16 protein-coding genes are annotated in these 19388 nt (G+C 62.3%); 10 read left to right on the top strand and 6 right to left on the bottom strand.

What is annotated here, in order from left to right:
* Positions 1 to 38: 38 nt before the first annotated feature.
* The 6 genes from AC1DW2_RS25460 to AC1DW2_RS25435 all read right to left on the bottom strand — a co-directional run bounded on the left by AC1DW2_RS25460 (position 39) and on the right by AC1DW2_RS25435 (position 9075).
* Positions 39 to 290, bottom strand: a complete 252-nt coding sequence (locus AC1DW2_RS25460) for a hypothetical protein (protein ID WP_477007414.1) — start codon at positions 288 to 290, stop codon at positions 39 to 41.
* 26 nt (positions 291 to 316) lie between these two features.
* The gene (locus AC1DW2_RS25455) at positions 317 to 1678 is read right to left on the bottom strand and encodes a TolC family outer membrane protein (protein WP_477007413.1); all 1362 of its coding nucleotides are present in this window, start codon (positions 1676 to 1678) and stop codon (positions 317 to 319) included.
* Between the two features lie 56 nt (positions 1679 to 1734).
* Positions 1735 to 4893 (bottom strand): efflux RND transporter permease subunit, encoded by a 3159-nt coding sequence (locus AC1DW2_RS25450; protein ID WP_477007412.1) that lies wholly within the window; start codon positions 4891 to 4893, stop codon positions 1735 to 1737.
* A gap of 20 nt (positions 4894 to 4913) precedes the next feature.
* The gene (locus AC1DW2_RS25445; protein WP_477007411.1) at positions 4914 to 6143 is read right to left on the bottom strand and encodes an efflux RND transporter periplasmic adaptor subunit; all 1230 of its coding nucleotides are present in this window, start codon (positions 6141 to 6143) and stop codon (positions 4914 to 4916) included.
* Between the two features lie 518 nt (positions 6144 to 6661).
* Complete coding sequence (locus AC1DW2_RS25440) at positions 6662 to 7387, bottom strand: outer membrane protein (RefSeq protein ID WP_477007410.1); 726 nt, start codon at positions 7385 to 7387, stop codon at positions 6662 to 6664.
* Between the two features lie 65 nt (positions 7388 to 7452).
* A complete protein-coding gene (locus tag AC1DW2_RS25435) occupies positions 7453 to 9075 on the bottom strand; it encodes an outer membrane beta-barrel protein (RefSeq protein ID WP_477007409.1) in 1623 nt (540 codons plus the stop codon).
* A 442-nt stretch (positions 9076 to 9517) separates the two neighbouring features.
* On the opposite strand from AC1DW2_RS25435, the gene AC1DW2_RS25430 reads away from it, so the two are divergent.
* The 10 genes from AC1DW2_RS25430 to AC1DW2_RS25385 all read left to right on the top strand — a co-directional run bounded on the left by AC1DW2_RS25430 (position 9518) and on the right by AC1DW2_RS25385 (position 19381).
* Positions 9518 to 10093, top strand: a complete 576-nt coding sequence (locus tag AC1DW2_RS25430) for a hypothetical protein (RefSeq protein WP_477007408.1) — start codon at positions 9518 to 9520, stop codon at positions 10091 to 10093.
* Positions 10094 to 10542: 449 nt separating this feature from the next.
* Positions 10543 to 12135, top strand: a complete 1593-nt coding sequence (locus AC1DW2_RS25425) for a DUF4118 domain-containing protein (protein ID WP_477007407.1) — start codon at positions 10543 to 10545, stop codon at positions 12133 to 12135.
* Entirely contained in the window at positions 12128 to 12853 is a 726-nt protein-coding gene (locus AC1DW2_RS25420; RefSeq protein WP_477007406.1) for a response regulator, read from the top strand. The genes AC1DW2_RS25425 and AC1DW2_RS25420 overlap by 8 nt, the downstream gene beginning before the upstream one ends.
* A 348-nt stretch (positions 12854 to 13201) precedes the next feature.
* Positions 13202 to 13324: a hypothetical protein gene (locus AC1DW2_RS25415; protein ID WP_477007405.1), complete on the top strand. Its 123-nt coding sequence runs from the start codon at positions 13202 to 13204 to the stop codon at positions 13322 to 13324.
* Positions 13325 to 13804: 480 nt separating this feature from the next.
* The gene (locus AC1DW2_RS25410; protein WP_477007404.1) at positions 13805 to 13969 is read left to right on the top strand and encodes a hypothetical protein; all 165 of its coding nucleotides are present in this window, start codon (positions 13805 to 13807) and stop codon (positions 13967 to 13969) included.
* On the top strand, positions 13966 to 14379 hold the full coding sequence (locus AC1DW2_RS25405; protein ID WP_477007403.1) for an outer membrane protein: 414 nt from the start codon (positions 13966 to 13968) through the stop codon (positions 14377 to 14379). Before AC1DW2_RS25410 ends, AC1DW2_RS25405 begins: the two co-directional genes overlap by 4 nt.
* 130 nt (positions 14380 to 14509) lie before the next feature.
* Positions 14510 to 14710 carry a hypothetical protein gene (locus tag AC1DW2_RS25400; RefSeq protein ID WP_477007402.1) on the top strand — a complete coding sequence of 67 codons (201 nt, stop codon included), beginning with the start codon at positions 14510 to 14512 and terminating at the stop codon, positions 14708 to 14710.
* 155 nt (positions 14711 to 14865) lie between these two features.
* A complete protein-coding gene (locus AC1DW2_RS25395) occupies positions 14866 to 15306 on the top strand; it encodes a hypothetical protein (RefSeq protein WP_081369286.1) in 441 nt (146 codons plus the stop codon).
* Between the two features lie 141 nt (positions 15307 to 15447).
* Complete coding sequence (locus AC1DW2_RS25390; protein ID WP_477007401.1) at positions 15448 to 16770, top strand: cyclic nucleotide-binding domain-containing protein; 1323 nt, start codon at positions 15448 to 15450, stop codon at positions 16768 to 16770.
* A 958-nt stretch (positions 16771 to 17728) separates the two neighbouring features.
* Positions 17729 to 19381, top strand: a complete 1653-nt coding sequence (locus AC1DW2_RS25385; RefSeq protein WP_477007400.1) for an ABC transporter substrate-binding protein — start codon at positions 17729 to 17731, stop codon at positions 19379 to 19381.
* Positions 19382 to 19388 lie beyond the last annotated feature (7 nt).

The following is a 19388-nucleotide window of genomic DNA, read 5'->3' as shown; positions in this document are numbered from 1 at the left end:
GTCGCAATGCTGGCGAACGGTCGTCGGCCGGCGGTGCGCTAGTTCTTCTTGGACGCCTTTGTATCCGTGGCGCGAGCGCCACCCCAGGGATCGTACTTCTCGTCAGGGACCGGAATCCTGTCCAGCGCGGCCTTGTAAGCCTTCTCGTCGACCTTTGGCCGGCTTTCGACGGGCGGACCTGAGTTGCCGCGGCCTCGGCCAAAACCCTGTGCGTTGGCCATGAAAGTGGAGGCCAACACGGCCGCGACGGCAACAACGAGAGCCGGGAGTGCGCGCCTTCCGCCGACCATGCTCATTCCTCCTGCGGCGCCAACGCCTATTGTCCGGATGGTGTGCGGACGCCGTGCCAAGCGTCGCGCACCTGGTGATAGTGGGCCTCCGGCAGATAATCCGGCGTATCGAGATTGAGCGTGCGGACATCCAGCCGGCCGACGGCGCTGAGCAGCGTGTAGGATGCGATCACCCGGTCGCGCTGCGCCTGGATCTGACGCGAACGGGCCGCGGTGAGATCCTGCTGAGCGTTGAGCACGTCTATCGTGGTGCGCTGGCCACCGGCTGCCTCGCGGCGCACCCCCTGCAATGCGACGTCTGCCGCCTTCGCCTCCGACTCGGCCGCTGTCAGTGCGACCTTGGTGCCCTCATTGGACACCCACGCGCCGACAACCGCCGTCCGGGACTGGCTCCTGACCTGCTCAAGCACCAGACGGCTTTGCGAGGCGAGTTCCTTGGCCTGGCGCGTCTGCGAGGCGGCGGTGCCGCCGTCATAGATCGGCACGTTGATCTGGCCGAGGATCGAGGCCTGATTGGTCGCAAACGTGCTCAGCGTCGAATCCGAATCCTTGGAGCGGCTGGCGTTCGCCTGTACGGCAACCGTCGGGAGCAGACTGCCTTCTGCGACCTTGATCGTGGTCTGCGCGACATCCACATCGTATCCCGCACCGAGCACCGCAGGATGCTCGTGATTGGCGGTCTCGATCGATGCCGGCATCGTCACCGGCGATAACCGATCGACTGGCGTGGCCGGCGTCAACTGACCGGGCGGCCCGCCGATCACCTGGACGTAGGTCGCCTTGCTGATAGCAAGCGTCACCTCAGCGGCATTGAGATCGGCAAGGCCCCGACTGAGGCGCGCCTCGGCCTGGGCCGTATCGGTCGGCGTCACATCGCCCGCATCGAGACGCTTCTTCGTCGTCGCCTGGATCTCGCGCAGCACAGCGACGTTGGTGCGCTGCGCCTCGACCAGCGCCTGATTGGCCAATACGTTCATATAGGCCGTGACGGCGTCGAGCAGCACGCCCTGCCCGGTGTTGCGCAACGCTTCGCGCCCCGACAGAACCTGATACTCGGCGACGCGCACGCTGTTGGCGGTCTTGAAGCCGTTGAACAGAACCTGGCTGACGGTCACGCCAATCGTCCACGGACGCAGCGTCGCGCCCTGGATCGTGTTGTCGGGCAGCGTATTCCTGACCGCCTGCAAACCCGCGCTGAGGCTCGCGACCACCTGCGGCCGGTAGCCGGCGAGCGCCTGCGGCACGTTCTCGTCCGTGCCGCGCTGCCGGGCACGATCGGCGTTGAGCTGCGGGCTCGACTGATAGGCCCGGACCAACGCCTCGGACAGCGTTTCCGCGCGCGATGGCTCGCAAACCATCATCGCCGCCCCGGCAAGGAAACGTACCATTGTCCGGCCGGACGCTCGCACAGCCCCCCTGACGCTCTTGTTACGCACAGCCCACCTCATTCTGCCGGCGCCAACTGAGGCTGCGCCGCCAGGCCCGGCCGGGTCCGCCGCGAGAACATCGAGATCAGCGCTGGCAGCGTGACCAGAATGACGATCGGCGCCAGCATCATTCCGGCGACGACCACGACCGCAAGCGGCTTCTGCACCTGCGAGCCGATGCCGCTGGAGAGCGCCGCGGGCAAGAGCCCAATGCCTGCGACCACGCAGGTCATCAACACCGGACGAAGCTGAAGCTCGCCAGTGCGCAGGATGGCGGCACCGCGCTCCATACCCTCGTCGATCAGCGCGTTGTACTGGGACAGGATGATGATTCCGTCCATCACCGAGATGCCGAACAGTGCGATGAAGCCGATTGCCGCCGAGACGCTGAAGGGAATGCCGGTCACGAGCAGGCCCAGGATGCCGCCGAGCACAGCCATCGGGATCACGCTCATGGTCAGGACGGTGTCGATGATCGAGCCGAAATTGAACCAGATCAGCATGGCGATCAGCGCGAGGCTGATCGGCACCACGATCGACAGCCRCCGGATCGCATCCTGTAGATTGCCGAATTCGCCGACCCATTCGAGATGCGAGCCCGCCGGCAATTGCACGTTGGCCGCGACCTTCTCCTGCGCCTCCTGGATGGCGCTGCCGAGATCGCGCTCGCGCACCGAGAATTTGATCGGCAGATAGCGTTCCTGCTGCTCACGATAGATATAGGCGGCGCCGGAAAGGACCTTGACTGTCGCGACTTCGCTCAGCGGCACCTGCGTGACGCCGTTCGGCCCCTGCGCCCCAATTCGCAAATTCTGGATTGCCTCGGCGCTCTTCCGGAACTGTGGTGCAAGGCGGACGATGATCGGGAAATGCCGGTCGGAGCCCGGCTCGTAGAGGTCCCCGGCGCTGTCGCCACCGATCGCGGTCTTGATCGTCGCATTGATATCGCCCGGCGACAGCCCGTACCGCGCGGCGCGGGCACGGTCGACATCGATCTGGATGGTCGGTTGGCCGAGCGAGGTGAAGACCGCAAGGTCGGTGATCCCCTGAACGGTCGCGAGCTGCGCCTTGATCTTGTTTGCGGTGTCCGTCAACGCCTGGAGGTCACTGCCATAAAGCTTGATCGAGTTTTCGCCCTTCACGCCCGACACGGCCTCCGAGACGTTGTCCTGGAGATATTGCGAGAAGTTGAACTCGACGCCCGGAAACTTTTCCTGAAGCTGCCCCAGCAGCGTGGCAGTCAGCCCGTCCTTGTCCTCGCCCTCAGGCCATTCCTTGGCGGGCTTGAGCGGCGCAAAGAATTCTGCGTTGAAGAAGCCGGCGGCGTCGGTACCGTCGTCCGGCCGGCCATGTTGCGATACCACCGACTCGACCTCTGGCCGGGCAGCGATCACCTTGCGCATCTGGTTGACGTAGGAGTTACCCTCCTGGAGCGAGATGGTCGGCGGCAAGGTTGCGCGGATCCAGAGATTGCCCTCCTCCAGCTTGGGCAGAAACTCGAGCCCGAGCAATCGTACGGCGACGACCGTGATCAGGACCAGGACGGCGCCGCCCGCCAGCACGACGCGGCGATGCGCGAGCGATCGCGCCAGCACCGGCATATAGAGCCGATGCACCCAGCGCATCAGAAACGTCTCGGTCTCCTCGACATGGGCCGGAAGGATGATGGCGCTCAGCGCCGGCGTGACCGTGAAGGTCGCAAGCAGGCCGCCTGCAAGGGCATAGGCATAAGTCCGCGCCATCGGACCAAAAATATTGCCTTCGACGCCGCTCAAGGTGAACAGCGGCAAAAAGGCCGCGATGATGATGGCTGCGGCAAAGAAGATCGAGCGCGACACGTCGGAGCCAGCCGTCAGGATGGCATGATGCTTCATATCCATGACAGTGCGTGACGAAATCGTCGCCCGCTCGCCTGGCGTCAGCCGCTCGGTATGCGACAGGCGCCGGAAGATCGCCTCCACCATGATCACGGTCGCATCCACGATCAGCCCGAAATCGATAGCGCCCACCGACAGCAAATTGGCGGATTCGCCTCGCAGCACGAGGATGGTGACTGCGAAAAACAATGCAAACGGAATCGTTGCGCCGACGATCATCGCGCTGCGCAGGTCCCCGAGGAAGATCCACTGCAACAGCACGATCAAGCCGATTCCGACCACCATGTTCTCCAGCACGGTGTGGGTCGTGGTCTGGATCAGGTCCTTGCGGTCATAGATGCGCTCAATGCGCACGCCAGGGGGCAGGATCGACGAATTGTTGATGCTGGCGACGAGCTCTTCGACGCGCGAAATGGTCGGCGAGCTCTGCTCTCCGCGGCGCATCAGGACAATGCCTTGAACGATGTCGTCGTCCTGATCCTGGCCGGCGATGCCGAGCCGCGGTTGCTCGCCGACGGTGACGGTCGCGACGTCGCGGACCAGCACCGGCGTGCCGCCGTTGGAGGCCACCATCGTATTTTCGAGCGCGTGGATCGAACGGATCAGGCCGACGCCGCGAACAACGGCTGATTGCGGGCCGATATTGACGGTGTTGCCGCCAACGTTGACGTTGGCGTTGTTGATGGCCTGTTGAAGTTGCGGGAGCGTCAAGCCGCTCGCCACGAGCTTGTTGAAATCAGCCTCAACCTCGTAGGTTTTGGTCTTGCCGCCCCAGCCAGTTACATCGATTACGCCCGGGACAGTGCGGAAGCGCCGTTGCAGGACCCAATCCTGCAACGTCTTCAGATCGAGCACGGAGTAGTTGGGCGGCCCCACCAGCCGGTAACGATAGATCTCGCCGATCGGGCTCAGCGGCGAAATCTGCGGCTGCGCATTGTTCGGCAGCGGCGGCAATTGCGAGAGGCGATTCAGGACCTGCTGGAGGGCCTGCTCGTAGGTGTAGTCGAAGGAGAACTGCAGCTTGACGTCGGACAAGCCGTACAACGAGATGGTCCGGATCACCTTCATGTTCTTGATGCCGGCGACCTGAGTCTCCAGCGGTATCGTGATATAGCGCTCGATCTCCTCGGCCGACAGCCCCGGACTTTGCGTCACGATGTCGACCATCGGCGGCGTCGGATCGGGATACGCTTCGATGTTGAGCTGCTGAAACGCGATCAGGCCGCCGACCAGCATGGCGGCGAACAGGCCGACCATGAGGAAGCGGCGACTGACTGCGAAGGCGACGAGACGTTCCATGTGAACCGGCTTGCCTTAAGTTAGCTGCCGGAAGCGGCACGGTCGATGAACAGGCTTCCGCGTGTGACGATCTTTTCGCCGGCCTTCAGGTTGCCGCGCGCCTCAACGAGGTCGCCATTGGTCAACCCGATCTGGATTTCGCGCAGCTCGACGGAACCGTCGTCGCGCGAAACCCAGACCCGGACACGATCGCCCTCGAAGATTAGAGCCTGCTTCGGCACGCCGACCGAGGGTCGGTTTTCGCCGGCATAGACGGTAACGTTGGCGAACATTTCCGGTTTGAGCGATCCGTCCCTGTTGTCGATGGTGGCGCGGACCATGAGACGCCGCGTCGACGGATCGATCGCGGCGGCGACGTAATCGACACGCGCCTTGAACTCGCGACCGGGAAGCGCCAGCACCGTAAAGGCGATATCCTGTCCGATGGCGATGTCCGCAGCCTCGCTCTCGCGCACGAAGGCCGTGAGCCAGACCGTCGAGAGGTCCCCGATCACGAACACCGGATCGCTGGCGCTGCTGCTGATGAACTGGCCGGGACCGATCTTGCGCTGCACGACCGTGCCGCCGATTGGCGAAGTGATTGGCGTCTCGGCGCTGATCTGACGCGTCTCCTGGAATTTGGTGATCTGCTCCTCGGACCGCCCCAGGATACGCAGCCGATTATGCGCCGCCTCGAGCGCGGTCTCCGCCGAGCGCATGTCATTCTGCGCTGTGATGAGATCGGCCTGCGCCTGCTGCCAGTCCTTCAGAGGTACCGCTTTGCCGGCATAGAGGTCGTTGGCGCGCTTCTCGACGATTTGCGCGAGGTTGAGCTTGGAGCGCACAGTATTGAGGCTGCCGAGCGCCGTCACGAAATCGTTCAGGCCCTGCACGGTGTCGGTGGCTTCGACCACGAACAGCGGCTGCCCGCGTTCGACGACATCGCTGGGCTTCACCAGAAGTTTCACGACACGGCCCGCATAGGGCGAGAAAATCGGCGTGGAGCTGTCTTCGTTGACGGCGATCTTGCCCTCGGTGACGTGCTCCGCACGAAACACCCGCTCCGTCACCGGCGCGATCGAGAGCGTGGCCAGCTCGGATGCGGTCGGAACATAGCGCGGCGGCCTTACCTTGGCCTGGCTCGACATCTCCATGGATTTGCCATGTGACGCGAGCATCTGCGTCGCGCCAACGGTCGCAATGGCAAGCGCGATCGCCGCAGCCGCAAGCGTAACGACTCTTTTCCGGCTAAGGCTCGAACCGGCGTTCATGATGCAAACGTGCGCATTGACTCATGCACTCCCGTGCCTCCTGCGAGGCCTTGGCTTACTCGCCCAAACGGGGCTCAATTCTGAACGCGGCCGCGCCACATCGGCGATCTCGACCCGCGGTCGTACCGCATCGGACCGTGATTGCCGGACATGCCGTCGGCGATCCGCCGTGATGCTCCCAGGCTGTCATGGCGTCGGCAGCGCGTAGCATGGTTCGCTTGCACAGAACTGACAGCACATCCCGTCAACATCACACTCGCGGCAACGGAGATCACGATCCGCACGGCCTGTCCGCTCACAGGGCACGCCGTGCCGATCGATCTCATTGGCTCGGCCACATCGGATATTTGGGCCCGCCGTAGTAGCGCATCTGGTGAGTACCCGGCGCATCTGTCGCAGTGGCACCGAGATCGCTCACGCATCCGGCAAGGCAAGCGCCAAGCCCAACGAGAGCGATCATCGCCGCAACTTTCAGTCTTCGTCTCGAGCCGATCATGCAGTCCCCCTGCCTCCTGGCGTCAATACTTCGCGACCACCGCGTTGCCGCCGAACTTGAAGTCGAGCCCGACCATCACGGTCGAATAGGTGTTCGCCACCGTGTACGGCAGCACACCGTTGGTCGGCGCATCGCGATGGAACGTGCCGTAGTCGAAATAGCGATACTCGAACTTTCCGATCAGATTGTTGGTGAACGCATAGGCGATGCCACCGCCGGCGGTCAGGCCGCTCCGTGTGGCCTTGAACGTGTCCACCCCGACGCCGGGATTGGTGTTGGTGTGCGTCAGCTCGCCATAAGCCCAACCGCCCGTGAAGAACAGCAACAAGCGGTCGACCGCGATGCCGCCGCGTCCCCGCAGCGTGGCACCCCAGCCCAGCTTTGTCGCGTCGTTCCAGCCGAGCGCGAAATTGTCGTTGCCCTTGATGTCAGCGCCAAAGCCGTCTGCTTCGATGCCGACGACGATGTTGCCGCTCTGCCAGTTGGCGCCGATCTCGCCGCCGCCGAAGCCGCCCGTCGATTCGTAGTTCGCCGTGAAGTTGGCGAAGCCAACCGGGCCGGTGGCGTTGTTCACGTTGTGATTGCCGAGCCCCCAGCCGCCGAAGACGCCGACATAGAAGCCGGACCAGTCATAGGCCGGCGCCGCGAATGGCGGAGCCTTGCCGTAGATCGGGAGATCGGCGCCAAACGCCGGCGACATCGCCGTCAATGCGCCCAATGCAACCGTTGTGAGAAGAATCGTTTTCATTGTTAGCCCCTGTCGAATGTCTCTTCCGAAGCGGGTGGCGCTAGCGGCGCCACCCGTCCGCAGAATCAGAAGTGGATGATGATGTCCGCCGAACCGATGACGGCCGTCTTCTTGTTCGGGGGAATGCCGAAGTTGGCGTTACCGTTGAACGCCGGCGCGTCCAGCGCGTGATACACCGACACTTCGGGCCGGATCTCGATCTGCGGCGAGAACCAGTGCTGCCAGCCGATCCCCGTTTCGACGTAGCGCGTCTTCACGCCGGTACGCTGTCCCTGCTTGTCGTCGAACCACTCGAGACGATAGGAGATATTGTCCATCTTCGTCGGGCTGTAGTTCACGTAGGTCAGGAAGGTCTGGACCGACGCCGTGCACGAGAGCTGGGTTGCGTTGCCGCAATGCGCGCCGAACGGTGCGTTCCAGGGCATGACGTCGAGCGAGAACGGTGTACCGCTGGCCACGAGCGCGACCGAGGCCGGATTGTCGAGGTTGAGCACGTTGTTCTGGTGCTCGTTGTAGGTCTCGAACGAGATGTGCCACTGATCGTTGAACTTGTGATAATAGGTCAGCCCGTACCACTGGAGATTGTTGTAGCCCCAGGTGCCGTTGTTGATGCCGTTGGCGATCACGTAGACGCCGTCATTGCCGCTGTCGGTCACATAGCGAACGGCCGCACTGAAGGTCGGCTGCGCGCCGGGATCTTTCAGCATGGTGCTGTCCGGAAACAGCGGATTTGGATTCGCATTGGCGATCTTGGCGCCGACATGCCAGGGCATCGCTTCGGTGCCGACCGAGAAGCCTCCCTGGATCATCCAGTTCTTGTTCAGCGCGAGCGAGGCGTTGATGCCGGTGTTCGTATAGTTGTCGAACGTATACGTCATCGAATGCGTATACATGTAGTTGTTCGGCGCGAGCTGCGCCTCGATGTCCGGGATCGAGATGTAGCGGCCGAACCTCAGCAGAAGGCCGTCGGCCAGATAGGGAATGAAGACCTCGCCATAGGCCATCGGCATGTCATAGCCGTAGTTCCTGTTCTGCTGGAGGAGCTGATTGCTCCACAAGCCGTAAGCCGTGGTGTAGCGATAGTTCTCGCCATAGATCGGCGCGATCCGGAAGCCCCAGTCGATGTGGTCCTTCTGGACTGTGTCGGGCAGTCGCTCGATATAGACCACGGCCTGATCGAGCTGAACCGTGTTCGGATTGTAGTCGTATGCTGCCGGCGAATTGCCGCCGCGGACGGTATTGTTGCTGAGGTTACCGCCGGCGCTGACCCAGCCATAGACTTGGATGTGCGCGTCGTTCATCCACTGCCCGATGGCCGTGTTGCTCATCGCGTTCATCAGCGGGCTGTCGACCGAGTTCGGACGCGTGACGCCGATTGCGGTCGCACCGCCATAGGGCCATTCGGTGAACGGCATCGGCGGAATGCTCTGCGGTGTCGCGGGCCATCCGTCGCGGCGCGACGCCGCCGCCTTCGGATCGGACGGCGCGGCCTCATGACCCCATTCGAGCCGATAGTAGTTGATGAAGCGGGTCATGAAGTCCTGCCCCAGATAGGAGTCCATGCACGCATAGTTCTTGTAGGGATCGCAGAACGTCTTCCCCACGGGCGGAAGCGTGTCCGCTGCATTGGCAGCGCCACCAATCCCCATCGCGACCAGCGATACGCCCGCCAAAAGATAGTTTCTCATCATATTGCCCCAAGCTGTTGGACCGACGCCTTCCAGGCGCTCTTTCGGTTTGGTTAAGCTTCAGGTGCAATCTTTCGTGAGGCAGGCAAAAAAAAGCGATGCGGTTTCCAGCGCGCGTTCGTTAAAATAAAATAGCGCGAGGCGTCTCGCGGGCATCATTTGCATTCGTAAGCATCAGATGCTCACCGCGTTTGCTCAATTCGTCAGCGAAAAAGTGGTCTTTTGCCGTTAGAACGATGATGCAGCGCAAACGTTCACTTCGAGCTGTGTCATTTTCGTCATAGTGCGCGACGCGCTGTGCTCGACTTACTCGCAACCAAGCGCCGTTTGCTTACCACAGCTATTATTTTGCTACGTATCTGCGCCAGATTGTCGATCGAAGATATATGCCTGGACTCGCTAAGCTCGCCACGTAGGCAAATTTGCTTCGCGAGGTTTGATCATGGAAGCCGTGACTTGTGCAGCGCGCGCCAGCGACAACACAACAGCGGACGGTGTCGCGTTCGACCTCGGCTTCCTGCCGAAGAACCTGACGCGGCAATGTTGCAGCCTGATCGAATCGTATCACGAGGTTCACGGCTTCGCCTCGTTGCCCAATATGCTTTGGCACTTTCGCATGGGCCCGCTGATCGAACGGCACGCTGAGCTTCGCCGAATCCTGCGCCGCGCCTCGACGACCCGCAGCTCGAAGAAGGCCAATGACGGCTTCGTGCAGATCGCGACCACGATTCTCTCCCTGGAGATTCTGGCGAGCAGCTTCGCCGGATGGAACGCGATCTATCCGGTCGCCGGCGAGACCGCGCGCGACGTCCTCAAACAGAGTGCGCACGGGCCACATATGCCGCTGATGGACTTCTATCTCTATCCGCCCAAGCAGATCAGCGCCGCGGCGGTCGCGGCCCTTGCGCTGCCTCAGACTCGCTCGGCCGACGAAGCCGGCCTCTACCGCGCATCTAGGCCAGAGCTTCTCGGCGAGAAGCGCGCCCTGCAATATGCGAGCTTGGTCCGGCAGGCATAAGACGCGCCTCACAGCCACGGTTCGCGGCGTTGCCCTAAGGCCCGGTACAATCGTTGAGGGAATCAGATCTCGACTTCGCTTGACGCGGAGTCCGGAGTGAACTTATTCCGTAGAATTACGGAGACTGTGGCTATTTCTTTTTTATGTTGGACCACTCCAAACATCATAGATTTTCTACGTCGATCTGGAACATCGTTCCTTCGCCGGGTAGTTGACGACATCGAAGAGTCTGCATCACGACATTGAACGGGTTCTGGTGCGCGCCGTTGGTCGACGCATGCCGATAGCAATCGAATTTCCGAACATTGTCCGATCGGGTCTTGTTTGACCATTGATCCCGTTGCGGCCGACGCGGCCGGAGCCGGATCTTTCGATGTCGCCGTCGGCAAGGGCATGTACGTACTTTGATTCTTCATCCACCTCTGGGCCGCATGTTTTCGATGACGAGCGTGCGGCAGACCGATTCCAAATTGCCATCCTCGGGGATACCGGCCCTGGATGAGGTCGCGTCGCTGCGTGTCGTCGTGTGGCGCAACACGATCCCGGTGTTGCTGTCGGTTCTGAGCATCGGACTGGTCACCACCGCGCTGTTCGCACTCAACACGACCTTGGCGTCAAGCCTGGTTCCGATCGCCTACCTCGTTCCAGTCATGTATGCTGCGACTCGATGGGGCGTCTGGCCGGCAATGACGGCATCGATCACGGGCACGGCAGCCGCGGATTTCTTCTTCTTCGAACCTCTTGACAGCTTTCGCGTCGACAACCCGCAGGAGGCGGTCGATCTCCTGCTGTTCCTGATCGTTGCGCTGGTGAGCAGCAATCTGGCCTCGCGGCTGCGCAAGGAAACGGACACGTTGCGACAGCGCGAGAAGGAGATGCATGCGCTCTACGACTTCTCGCGTCGCCTCGCCTCCTGCTTTACGGTCGCGGACTTGATTTCCGCCATCCGTCAACATTTCGAGGGCGCCTTCGGCCACGCGGCAACTTTGTTCGTGACGACTGCGGACGGGCATTTCGAACCGCCTGAGTCCCGCTTCGCGCCACTTTCAGTGCAGGCAACTGCGGCAGCGATGAATTCCGGAGCGGGTCCAGGGTTGCAGACCATCGTCGACGAGCAGCGCGGCGAGATCTGGCTGCTCAGGGCGATCTCGTCAGATTCCGCTATTCACGGCGTGATCGCGGTCAATATCGGTCTGGGTTCCCAGCCAGCGATTGAACGGCGGACTCGACGGATCCAATCAATCCTCGACGAGACCGCGCTGACGCTGCAGCGCCTCGACATCGGCAAGGTGATGGAGAGCGCGCGATTACGCCTGCAGGCGCAAATGCTACGCGACGCCTTCCATGGAACACTGTCGCACGAGCTTTGCACGCCGCTCGCGGCGATCCAGGGTTCGGCGAGCGTGCTGGAGACCATTCCGGCCATACGTGGGGACGCGCGCATAAGAACGCTGGTCGAGGCGATCTCTGACGAGGCGAGCCATCTCGACGGCTATATCAGCAACCTGCTCAGCGCGACTCGCGTCACCGCGGGCGGACTGAGTCCGCGCCGCGAATGGGCGGACCCGAGGGATATCGTCCACGGCGCCATCACGCGCCGCGCGCGACGGCTTTCGGCGCATCGGATAGAGGCAAATTTCGCAGATGATCTTCCGCTGCTCCACGTCGATTCGGGCCTGGTGGAGGAGGCTTGCGGGCAGATCCTGGAGAACGCCGCGAAATATTCGCCGTCCGGTTCGACGATCACCGTGGACGTGCGTTGCGAGCCCCGTCGCGTGCACGTCGTCGTGTCCGATCAGGGCGTCGGTATCACCGCCGATGAACAGCAAAAGCTTGGCCAGCGGTCCTTTCGAAGCGCGCGACATCAGGCGTCGGTGCCGGGGTCGGGCCTCGGCTTCTGGATCGCCTCGACCTTCATCCAGGCCATTGAGGGCATGATCACGGTTCATAGCCGCGGCCAAGGACAGGGAACAACGGTATCGATCTCCCTGCCCACGCTCGAGCCATCCACCTCCGAACCGATCGCGCTGACAGATGAGTAAGCCGGCAAACATCGTTCTCCTGATCGACGACGAACCGAAGATCAGGCGCTTCCTCCGCGCCGGCTTCGAGCTCAACAGCTTCGCCGTGCTCGAGGCCGAAAACGCCACCGAGGCGTTGAAGCTCGCGACCTTCAGTTCACCTGACCTCATCGTTCTCGATCTGGCGCTACCCGATCTTCACGGCGCGGAGGTGCTGGAGCGGATCCGTGCGTGGTCCAACGTGCCGATCATCATCCTTTCCGTCGCTGCCGGCGAGGACGAGAAGGTACGTCTGCTCCAGGCCGGCGCCGACGATTACGTCGTCAAGCCGTTCGGCATGGCCGAACTGCTGGCGCGAAGCGAGGCCGCCTTGCGGCGGTACTTCAAGTCGGCGACGGAAAATCCGGTCGTGGTCGCAGGCCCGCTGTCGGTCGATCTCGTGACCCGTACGGTCTCGCTGAACAACAATCTGGTCCGCCTGACCCGCAAGGAATACCGACTGCTGCACGTTCTCGCCATGCATGTCGGCCTCGTCGTCACCCACGATCAGCTCCTGAAGGATATCTGGAACGGCAATCAGCGCGACAGCATCCAGTACCTTCGGATCCTCGTGCGCAAGCTTCGCCAGAAGATCGAGGCCGATCCCAACCAGCCGCGTCTCCTGGTCACCGAGTCCGGCGTCGGTTATCGGCTTCAGAATCGGCTGGAAGCGCAACCGGCCATGGCTCGCGTAACCTGATGCTGCGCCCTTCGCCAAGACGGTCCTTTTACGTCGTCGTGTCCTGGTCCGGCGATGCAGGTCAGGATTGGTCCTGGGAGATCCGGCGCAAGCGCAGGCCGATGGGCATCAGGCTTCGTGAAGCCGGGTTTCGCTCGCACCGGGCTGCACACGAGGCCGGACGCATAGCGCTCGAAGATTTCCTCAACGGACTGGTCATCGAGCGCGCCTCGCGATCCGCGCTCTGACCAGGGCGGACCCATACCCTGCGCCGCCCGCCTGCGCACGACGCGCAGAACACCCATCGTATAAAAATAATATATTTCCATTCCCGAACCGCGTAGCTTGCCCAACAAAAGGGCGAGTGCCGTGGACTTCCTCATTCAAAGATTTAGCGTTTTTGGCATCGACGCCCAGTACTGGATGCTTGCGGGCGCAGCCGTTGTCGCAATCTTCATCATCGTCGCCTGGCGAACGCGCGACAGGGATTGACGGGATTGCGCACCGGACCACCGGCACAATCACAGTGATACAATCTCAGGCGACCTTCGACGTATCGCGCGGCCATGTCCGGCGTCTCAATTTACCGAAACCACTCCGCGAGTCCGGAAGCTATTTTTCCTTAATTCTTTTCGGCATTTTGCGATGTCGCGAGCGTACAACGCGCGCGCAAAAAGCGACCTCTGCGCGCTCAAGCAGCCCTTTCGGCATCGCGGAAACCGTGCGCTGTCCCTAACATCACCTCCGAAGATGAATTGGCCTCATGGCCATGCAGGGGGCTCGAATGTACGGACGATTGAAATCTCTTGTTGTCGCAAGTGTGCTGATCGGGCTCGGCGCGGCGAGCGCCGCAGTCGCTGCCGATCTGCCGTTGAAGGCGCGGCCAATGGCTGCCGCTCCGCTCTACAACTGGACCGGCTGCTACCTCGGCGCCAATGTCGGTGGCGGCTGGACGCGGCTGAATACGGCCGCGTGCTCGACGTCAGCGGCGTGGCTGCACCGAACGACTACGGCCGCGAGAAGGACAGCGGCGTGATCGGCGGCGGCCAGGTCGGTTGCGATTTCCAGACCGGCAATCTGGTGTTCGGCGTTGCGGCAGCTTCGATTTCGGCAACATCAAGGGCAGCCACGCCTTGACCGACTTCCCCGCCTTCTCCGAAGCGAACAACCTGAAAGAGATCTACACCGCTACCGGCCGCATCGGCTATCTCTGGACGCCGCAATTCCTCGGCTATCTCAAGGGCGGTGCGGCCTTCATTCGGGAACGCAACCAGGTCTTTGCGCCTGGCGGCGCGCTGATCGAGTCCGCAAGCTTCATGCAGCCCGGCATGACCATCGGTATCGGCGCCGAATGGATGTTCGCGCCGAACTGGTCGGTCTTCGCCGAGTATAACTACATGTGGTTCCTCGACGACAGCGCGCGGGCGTTCACACTGGCTGGCGGCGGCGCGGGTGAAGTCATCAACGTCCAGCAGCGTGCCTCGACCGCGCTGGTCGGCGTCAACTACAAATTCCATTGGGATGCCCCTGTCGTCGCCAAATACTGAAGTCTCTCGGCACGCCTCCAACCACTCGAGCCCCGGCACGTCCGGGGCTCCTTTTTTGAGCGAAGCTCCGGTTCAGGCCAGCCCTCCAATTGTCCGATCTTTGCAACGCCACCAGGGATGGGGAAGTCTCATGGGTTTGCGCTCTTGGCTTCTCATCCTGGTGACGGCCGCCGTCGCGCACGTCATTCTTCATGCCTTGGATCACCAGATCGACGCCGGCATCCATCGCCTGTCGGAGGCAACGATCAACCATCCTGGTGCAGGCAGCAGTGCGGAGCCCGACCTGAGATCGGTGACGGCACGAAGCGCCTACATGCGCAACGAACGTTGAACGCACCTCGACCTCGTCCCGATCCTATGCCGTTCCTATGAGATAAGCCTGCCTGTCCCCTCGAAATCATACTGGCCGCGAACGATATTGGTCGCGCCATTCAGGGCAAATTCTCGTTCCAGTGCGCCCGCGCACCTACTGTAAGGAGTATCTTCGTGCTCCACCCCGCTCCCTTCACCGATCGCGACCAGGTGGTCGAGACCATGATCTCGCTCACCCATCTGTCGAATCTCAATCGCGCGATCGTCGCGGGCCGTGGTAGCGCCGAACTCTATCAGGCGCTGCGCCAGCGCGGCTTCACCCGAATTGGACTGCCCTCCATCTTCTTGCGTAAGCCGGCCTTTTCCGTCGGCCTCATCACCGTGCAAGACATGTTCAGTGAGTTCGAGATGGCGCTGTCCCAGATCGCACCATCTCTCGGCACGACCGCTGCAATCGCGGTGCTGATCAAGTCGAACGAGGCGGGCTTCGCACTCAAGGTCCGCAAGAAGCTCGAACAGCTCGGCTTCCGAATCGAGGCCGGGGTCAGATGCCGTCAGGGCTTCGTGATGTCCGCCTACCGGCAGGATTCTGCCCAGATGAAACGGGCGGCCTGAAACGCGGAGCTGCGGCTGAGTGCGTCTATATGAGTTTCCTATGCGGCGACGCCGCAGGCGCTCTCGCTTTCCTACATCCCGCACGTCATCATGCTGCAGCAGGCACGTTGCGGCGAACGATCGCGATGTATTGGGAGCCTCATGACGTCGCCCTACTACCTCGCCATGGCCGCCTTGTTGGGCTTGGTGACAACGTCCTCCTCCCTGATCGGCGCCGCGATCGGACTTCACGCTCCCTTTTCAAAGCGCCCCCTAGCCTGCCTGCTCGCCTTTGCCGCCGGCTCGCTGATCTCCGCGCTCGCGATCGAGTTGGCCTATGAAGGCGCGCAATCGCTCCATCATCAAGGCTTCAGTGCCCGAACCGCGTGGGCCTTCGTCAGCACGGGATTCGCGGCCGGTGCGGTCATCTACTATTTCGCCTCGCTGTTCCTGGAGAAGAGAGGCGCGGCCGTTCGCTACGTGACGCAGTTCCGTGAGTTTGCGCTGGCGCGCAAGCATGCGGACACCAGCGAGCGCATCCGGCTTCTGTCCAGCTGCGACCTGATGCGGCATCTGCCGCCAGAGGACATCGAGCCGATCCTGGAGAGCATCAGCGGAAAGAGGCTGGCGAACGGAGAAATCCTGTTCCGCGCCGGCGACGAAGCCGACGCGCTGTACATCGTGGCGCAAGGCAAGGTGGAGGTTCTGAACGGCGCGACAGCGGATCCCGGCAGCGCGCCGCTCGCGGTGCTCGGCGAGGGACACGCGTTCGGAGAAATGGCGCTGCTCAGCGGCGGCCCGCGCACTGCGACCATACGCGCCACGGAGGACACCGAGCTGCTTGTGATCGCCAAGGCCGACTTCGAACGGCTTGTCGCCAGCGATCCTCGTCTCGCCGGGGCCGTCGCGCGGATCAGCCATCAGCGTGCGATCAGCAATCTCAGCAAGGGCGGCACTGATGCCACGATCTGGGCCAAGGTCGCCAGCGGCAGCCTGGACCTCAACCGCCATGAGGCCGGCGAACTGCTGACCACGACAGCCAAAGGCGCCGGCATGGCCATCGTGCTTGGCAACATCCTCGATACCATCCCCGGCTGCCTGGTCATCGGCGCCAAGTTCACGAGCTTCGGCAATTTGTCGCTGACCCTGATGCTCGGCATGTTCCTCGGCGGCATTCCGGAAGCTGCCGCCAGCGCCTCCATGCTGACCAGGGCCGGGTATCGTAACGCCGCAATCTACGGCCTTTGGTCGACCGTCCTCGTCGCCGGAATTCTCGCCGCCGCGGCCGGAAAGGCATTCATCGGCAACACCGAGGCTTTGGCAGCAATCTTCGCCCAGGCGGTGGCCGGCGGCGCCGTGCTCGCACTGGTCGCCCACGCCATGATCCCCGTCGCCCTCGCGGAAGGCGGCTCGCTGGTCGTACTGCCCACGGTCGGCGGCTTTCTGTTCGCCCTCTATCTGGCGCTGGCGGAGACGTTTGTTTGAGAGCACAGATCCCGGCCAAGGACTTCCTCGTCACTGCGCACCCGGCAAGCTTCACTTTGCGAAAGACCGTTTTGGACCCATCCCACGACGCCGCGTCATTGATCGAATAGGTCGCAGATAGCTGCGTGAGTGCAAAGAAGTTGCACTTTCCGCGACCAATCCGCCTGCTTCAAGACGCCTGCTCACGCTGGCCTGCTCAAGATTTTTCTTGATCTCCCGGTGCACACGTCGTGCACACGCCACTATCTAACCTATTGAAGGACTTCAATTCTCGCTCCGGTCCATCATGGGCGCCACGGAAGCGGAAATCGCGTCTTCGGATTCTCCGGGCGCACGTCGCGCCCACGAGAACAAGGCGTTCGCCTGGCTTCCGGAACCGCCCAGGACTCATCGCCGAGATTGGCCGGCACGACATTTGTCTCGATCGCATTCGAGCGAACCCGGCACCCGCTGACTCGTCCGATGCGGCTTCCAACGTCACCGATCTCGTCGGCACGAGCAATCGCATCGAAGGCCGTGTCTGACCTATTCCGTTTCACCCAAGACCGCGCTACCGACGCAAGCTTCGCGCGTAATACGATAGCAGCAACATTCATTTCTCGATCGCCAGCATGCCGTTCTCCAGCGCTCGGCTTTTTGCAGAATGTCTTTATGCGCCACGCGACATAATGCGCCTGAGAGGACCGTCTCGACGCCGAACTCGGGTTGGCGCGCGAATGAAGCGGCAATCGTTGCGCTGTTCGGTCACGGACAAACCTAGATCGGGCGCGTTCGCACTGAAAACAAAATGACCATCGCGTCCACTGCCCCGCCCCCGACGCTTTTGTTGTCTGTCCCAAGTGAAATTTGGAATGGCCAGGTCCCTTTGTTTCGCTTCTCCTACGAGGAAACGCTGATCGTGCCGTAACGCTTTCGCGAAACGGGGACCTGATCGCGCATCAATCATCAGGGGCTCTTCATGACCGCACGTTTCCCAATGTTCTCGCTCTCCCGGCGCCGCCTCCTCGCTGCGGCCTCCGTGATTGCAGCAGCGACCGTGACGGCAACGGCGGGCCTCTCTCCGGCGCGAAGTGCCGGCGCTCCACCGAACGGCGGCGACATCACCTTCCTCATCGACTCGCTCGGCAGCACCTGGATTCCGAACAACAGCGCGATCTCCAGCTTCCAGGGCCACATCTGGGGCCACGTGACCGACAAGCTCGTCTATGTCGATGCTGACGGCAAGGTCAGCCCCTGGATCGCCGAAAGCTGGGAGCAGAACGGCGAGGCCATACAGTTCACCCTGCACCTCAAGAAGGGTGTGACCTTCTCCGACGGAACACCGCTCGACGCGTCAGCCGTGGTCGCCAATCTCGACATCTGGCACGCAGGCCGGCGGAACGAGGGGATCAATCCGATTGGCCTCTTCCCGAAGACTTACGACCATGCTGAGGCGGTCGATGCCACCACAGTGAAGGTTGTCTTCAAAGCGCCGACGCTCGGGTTTATCCCGACGCTCGGCTACCACGGCTCTATCCTCATCTCCCCGAAGACGATCGCGCAGCCCGCCGCGCAGCAGGCTGATCTGGCCAAGACATCCGGCAGCGGCCCGTATGTGGTCGCTTCCTGGAAAGAGGGCGACTTCGTCAAGCTGGTCAAGCGCAAGGATTACAATTGGGGGCCGGCAGCCGTCGGCCACACCGGTCCGGCCTACCTCAACTCGATCACCTACAAACTCGTGACCGAGCCGTCGCTGCGGGTCGCCGCTGTCCAGTCGGGACAGGCCGATGTCGCCTACAGCCCATCACCGCAGGAACTGAAATCGCTCAAGGAAGCGGGCTTCACGGTCGCGACCCCGCGCTATCTCGGTTTCGTCAACGGCCTCGCGATCAACACCAAGCTGGAGCCATACAATGACGTGAAAGTGCGCCAGGCTCTTCAGGCCGGCATCAACCGGAAGGAGATCATCGATACCGTCTATACGCCTGACTGGAAGCTGGCGACGTCCTTCATCCAGAGCAACGTGCCGGGTGCGACCGACCATAGCGAGCTCCTGGCCTACAATCCCGGCAAGGCGGAGAAGCTTCTCGACGAAGCCGGCTGGATCAAGGGTGCTGGCGGCATCCGGACCAAGGACGGCAAGCAGCTGTCGCTGACGCTCCACGCCAACCCCTATCTTGCGACGGCAAAGTCGATCGACGAGCTCATCGCCCAGCAACTCGGCAAGCTCGGCTGGAAGGTCACCATTCGCGCCTACGACGTCGTGACGTTCGGCGAGAAGGTCCGGTTCGGCGGGCCGGCCGTGCCGGCCTACGAGGTGACGCGCAGCTTCATCGACGCCGGCACGGTGGCCAGCATCCTCACCGACGCCAACAACGGCGAGAACTGGTTCAACCTCGGCGACAGCGACAAGAAGCTCAATGAACTGCGCGACAAGATCGCCGGCGCGGCCTCTCTCGACATTCGCAATCCGCTGCTCGACGAGTTGCAGACCTACGTTCTCCAGCAGGGCTATTTCATCCCGCGCACGCAGATCGTCCAGCGGATCTACGTGCAGTCCCCGAAGCTCAAGGGGGAGGTCTACAACGGCATCGCCTACGCCAGCTATTACACGGCAACGATCGGCGAGTAATCCGCAG

The sequence above is a fragment of the Bradyrhizobium sp. P3_C3 genome (genome assembly GCF_056402655.1).
The sequence above is the reverse complement of the archived record's forward strand: the minus strand, read 5'-3'. Positions and strand labels throughout refer to the sequence as shown.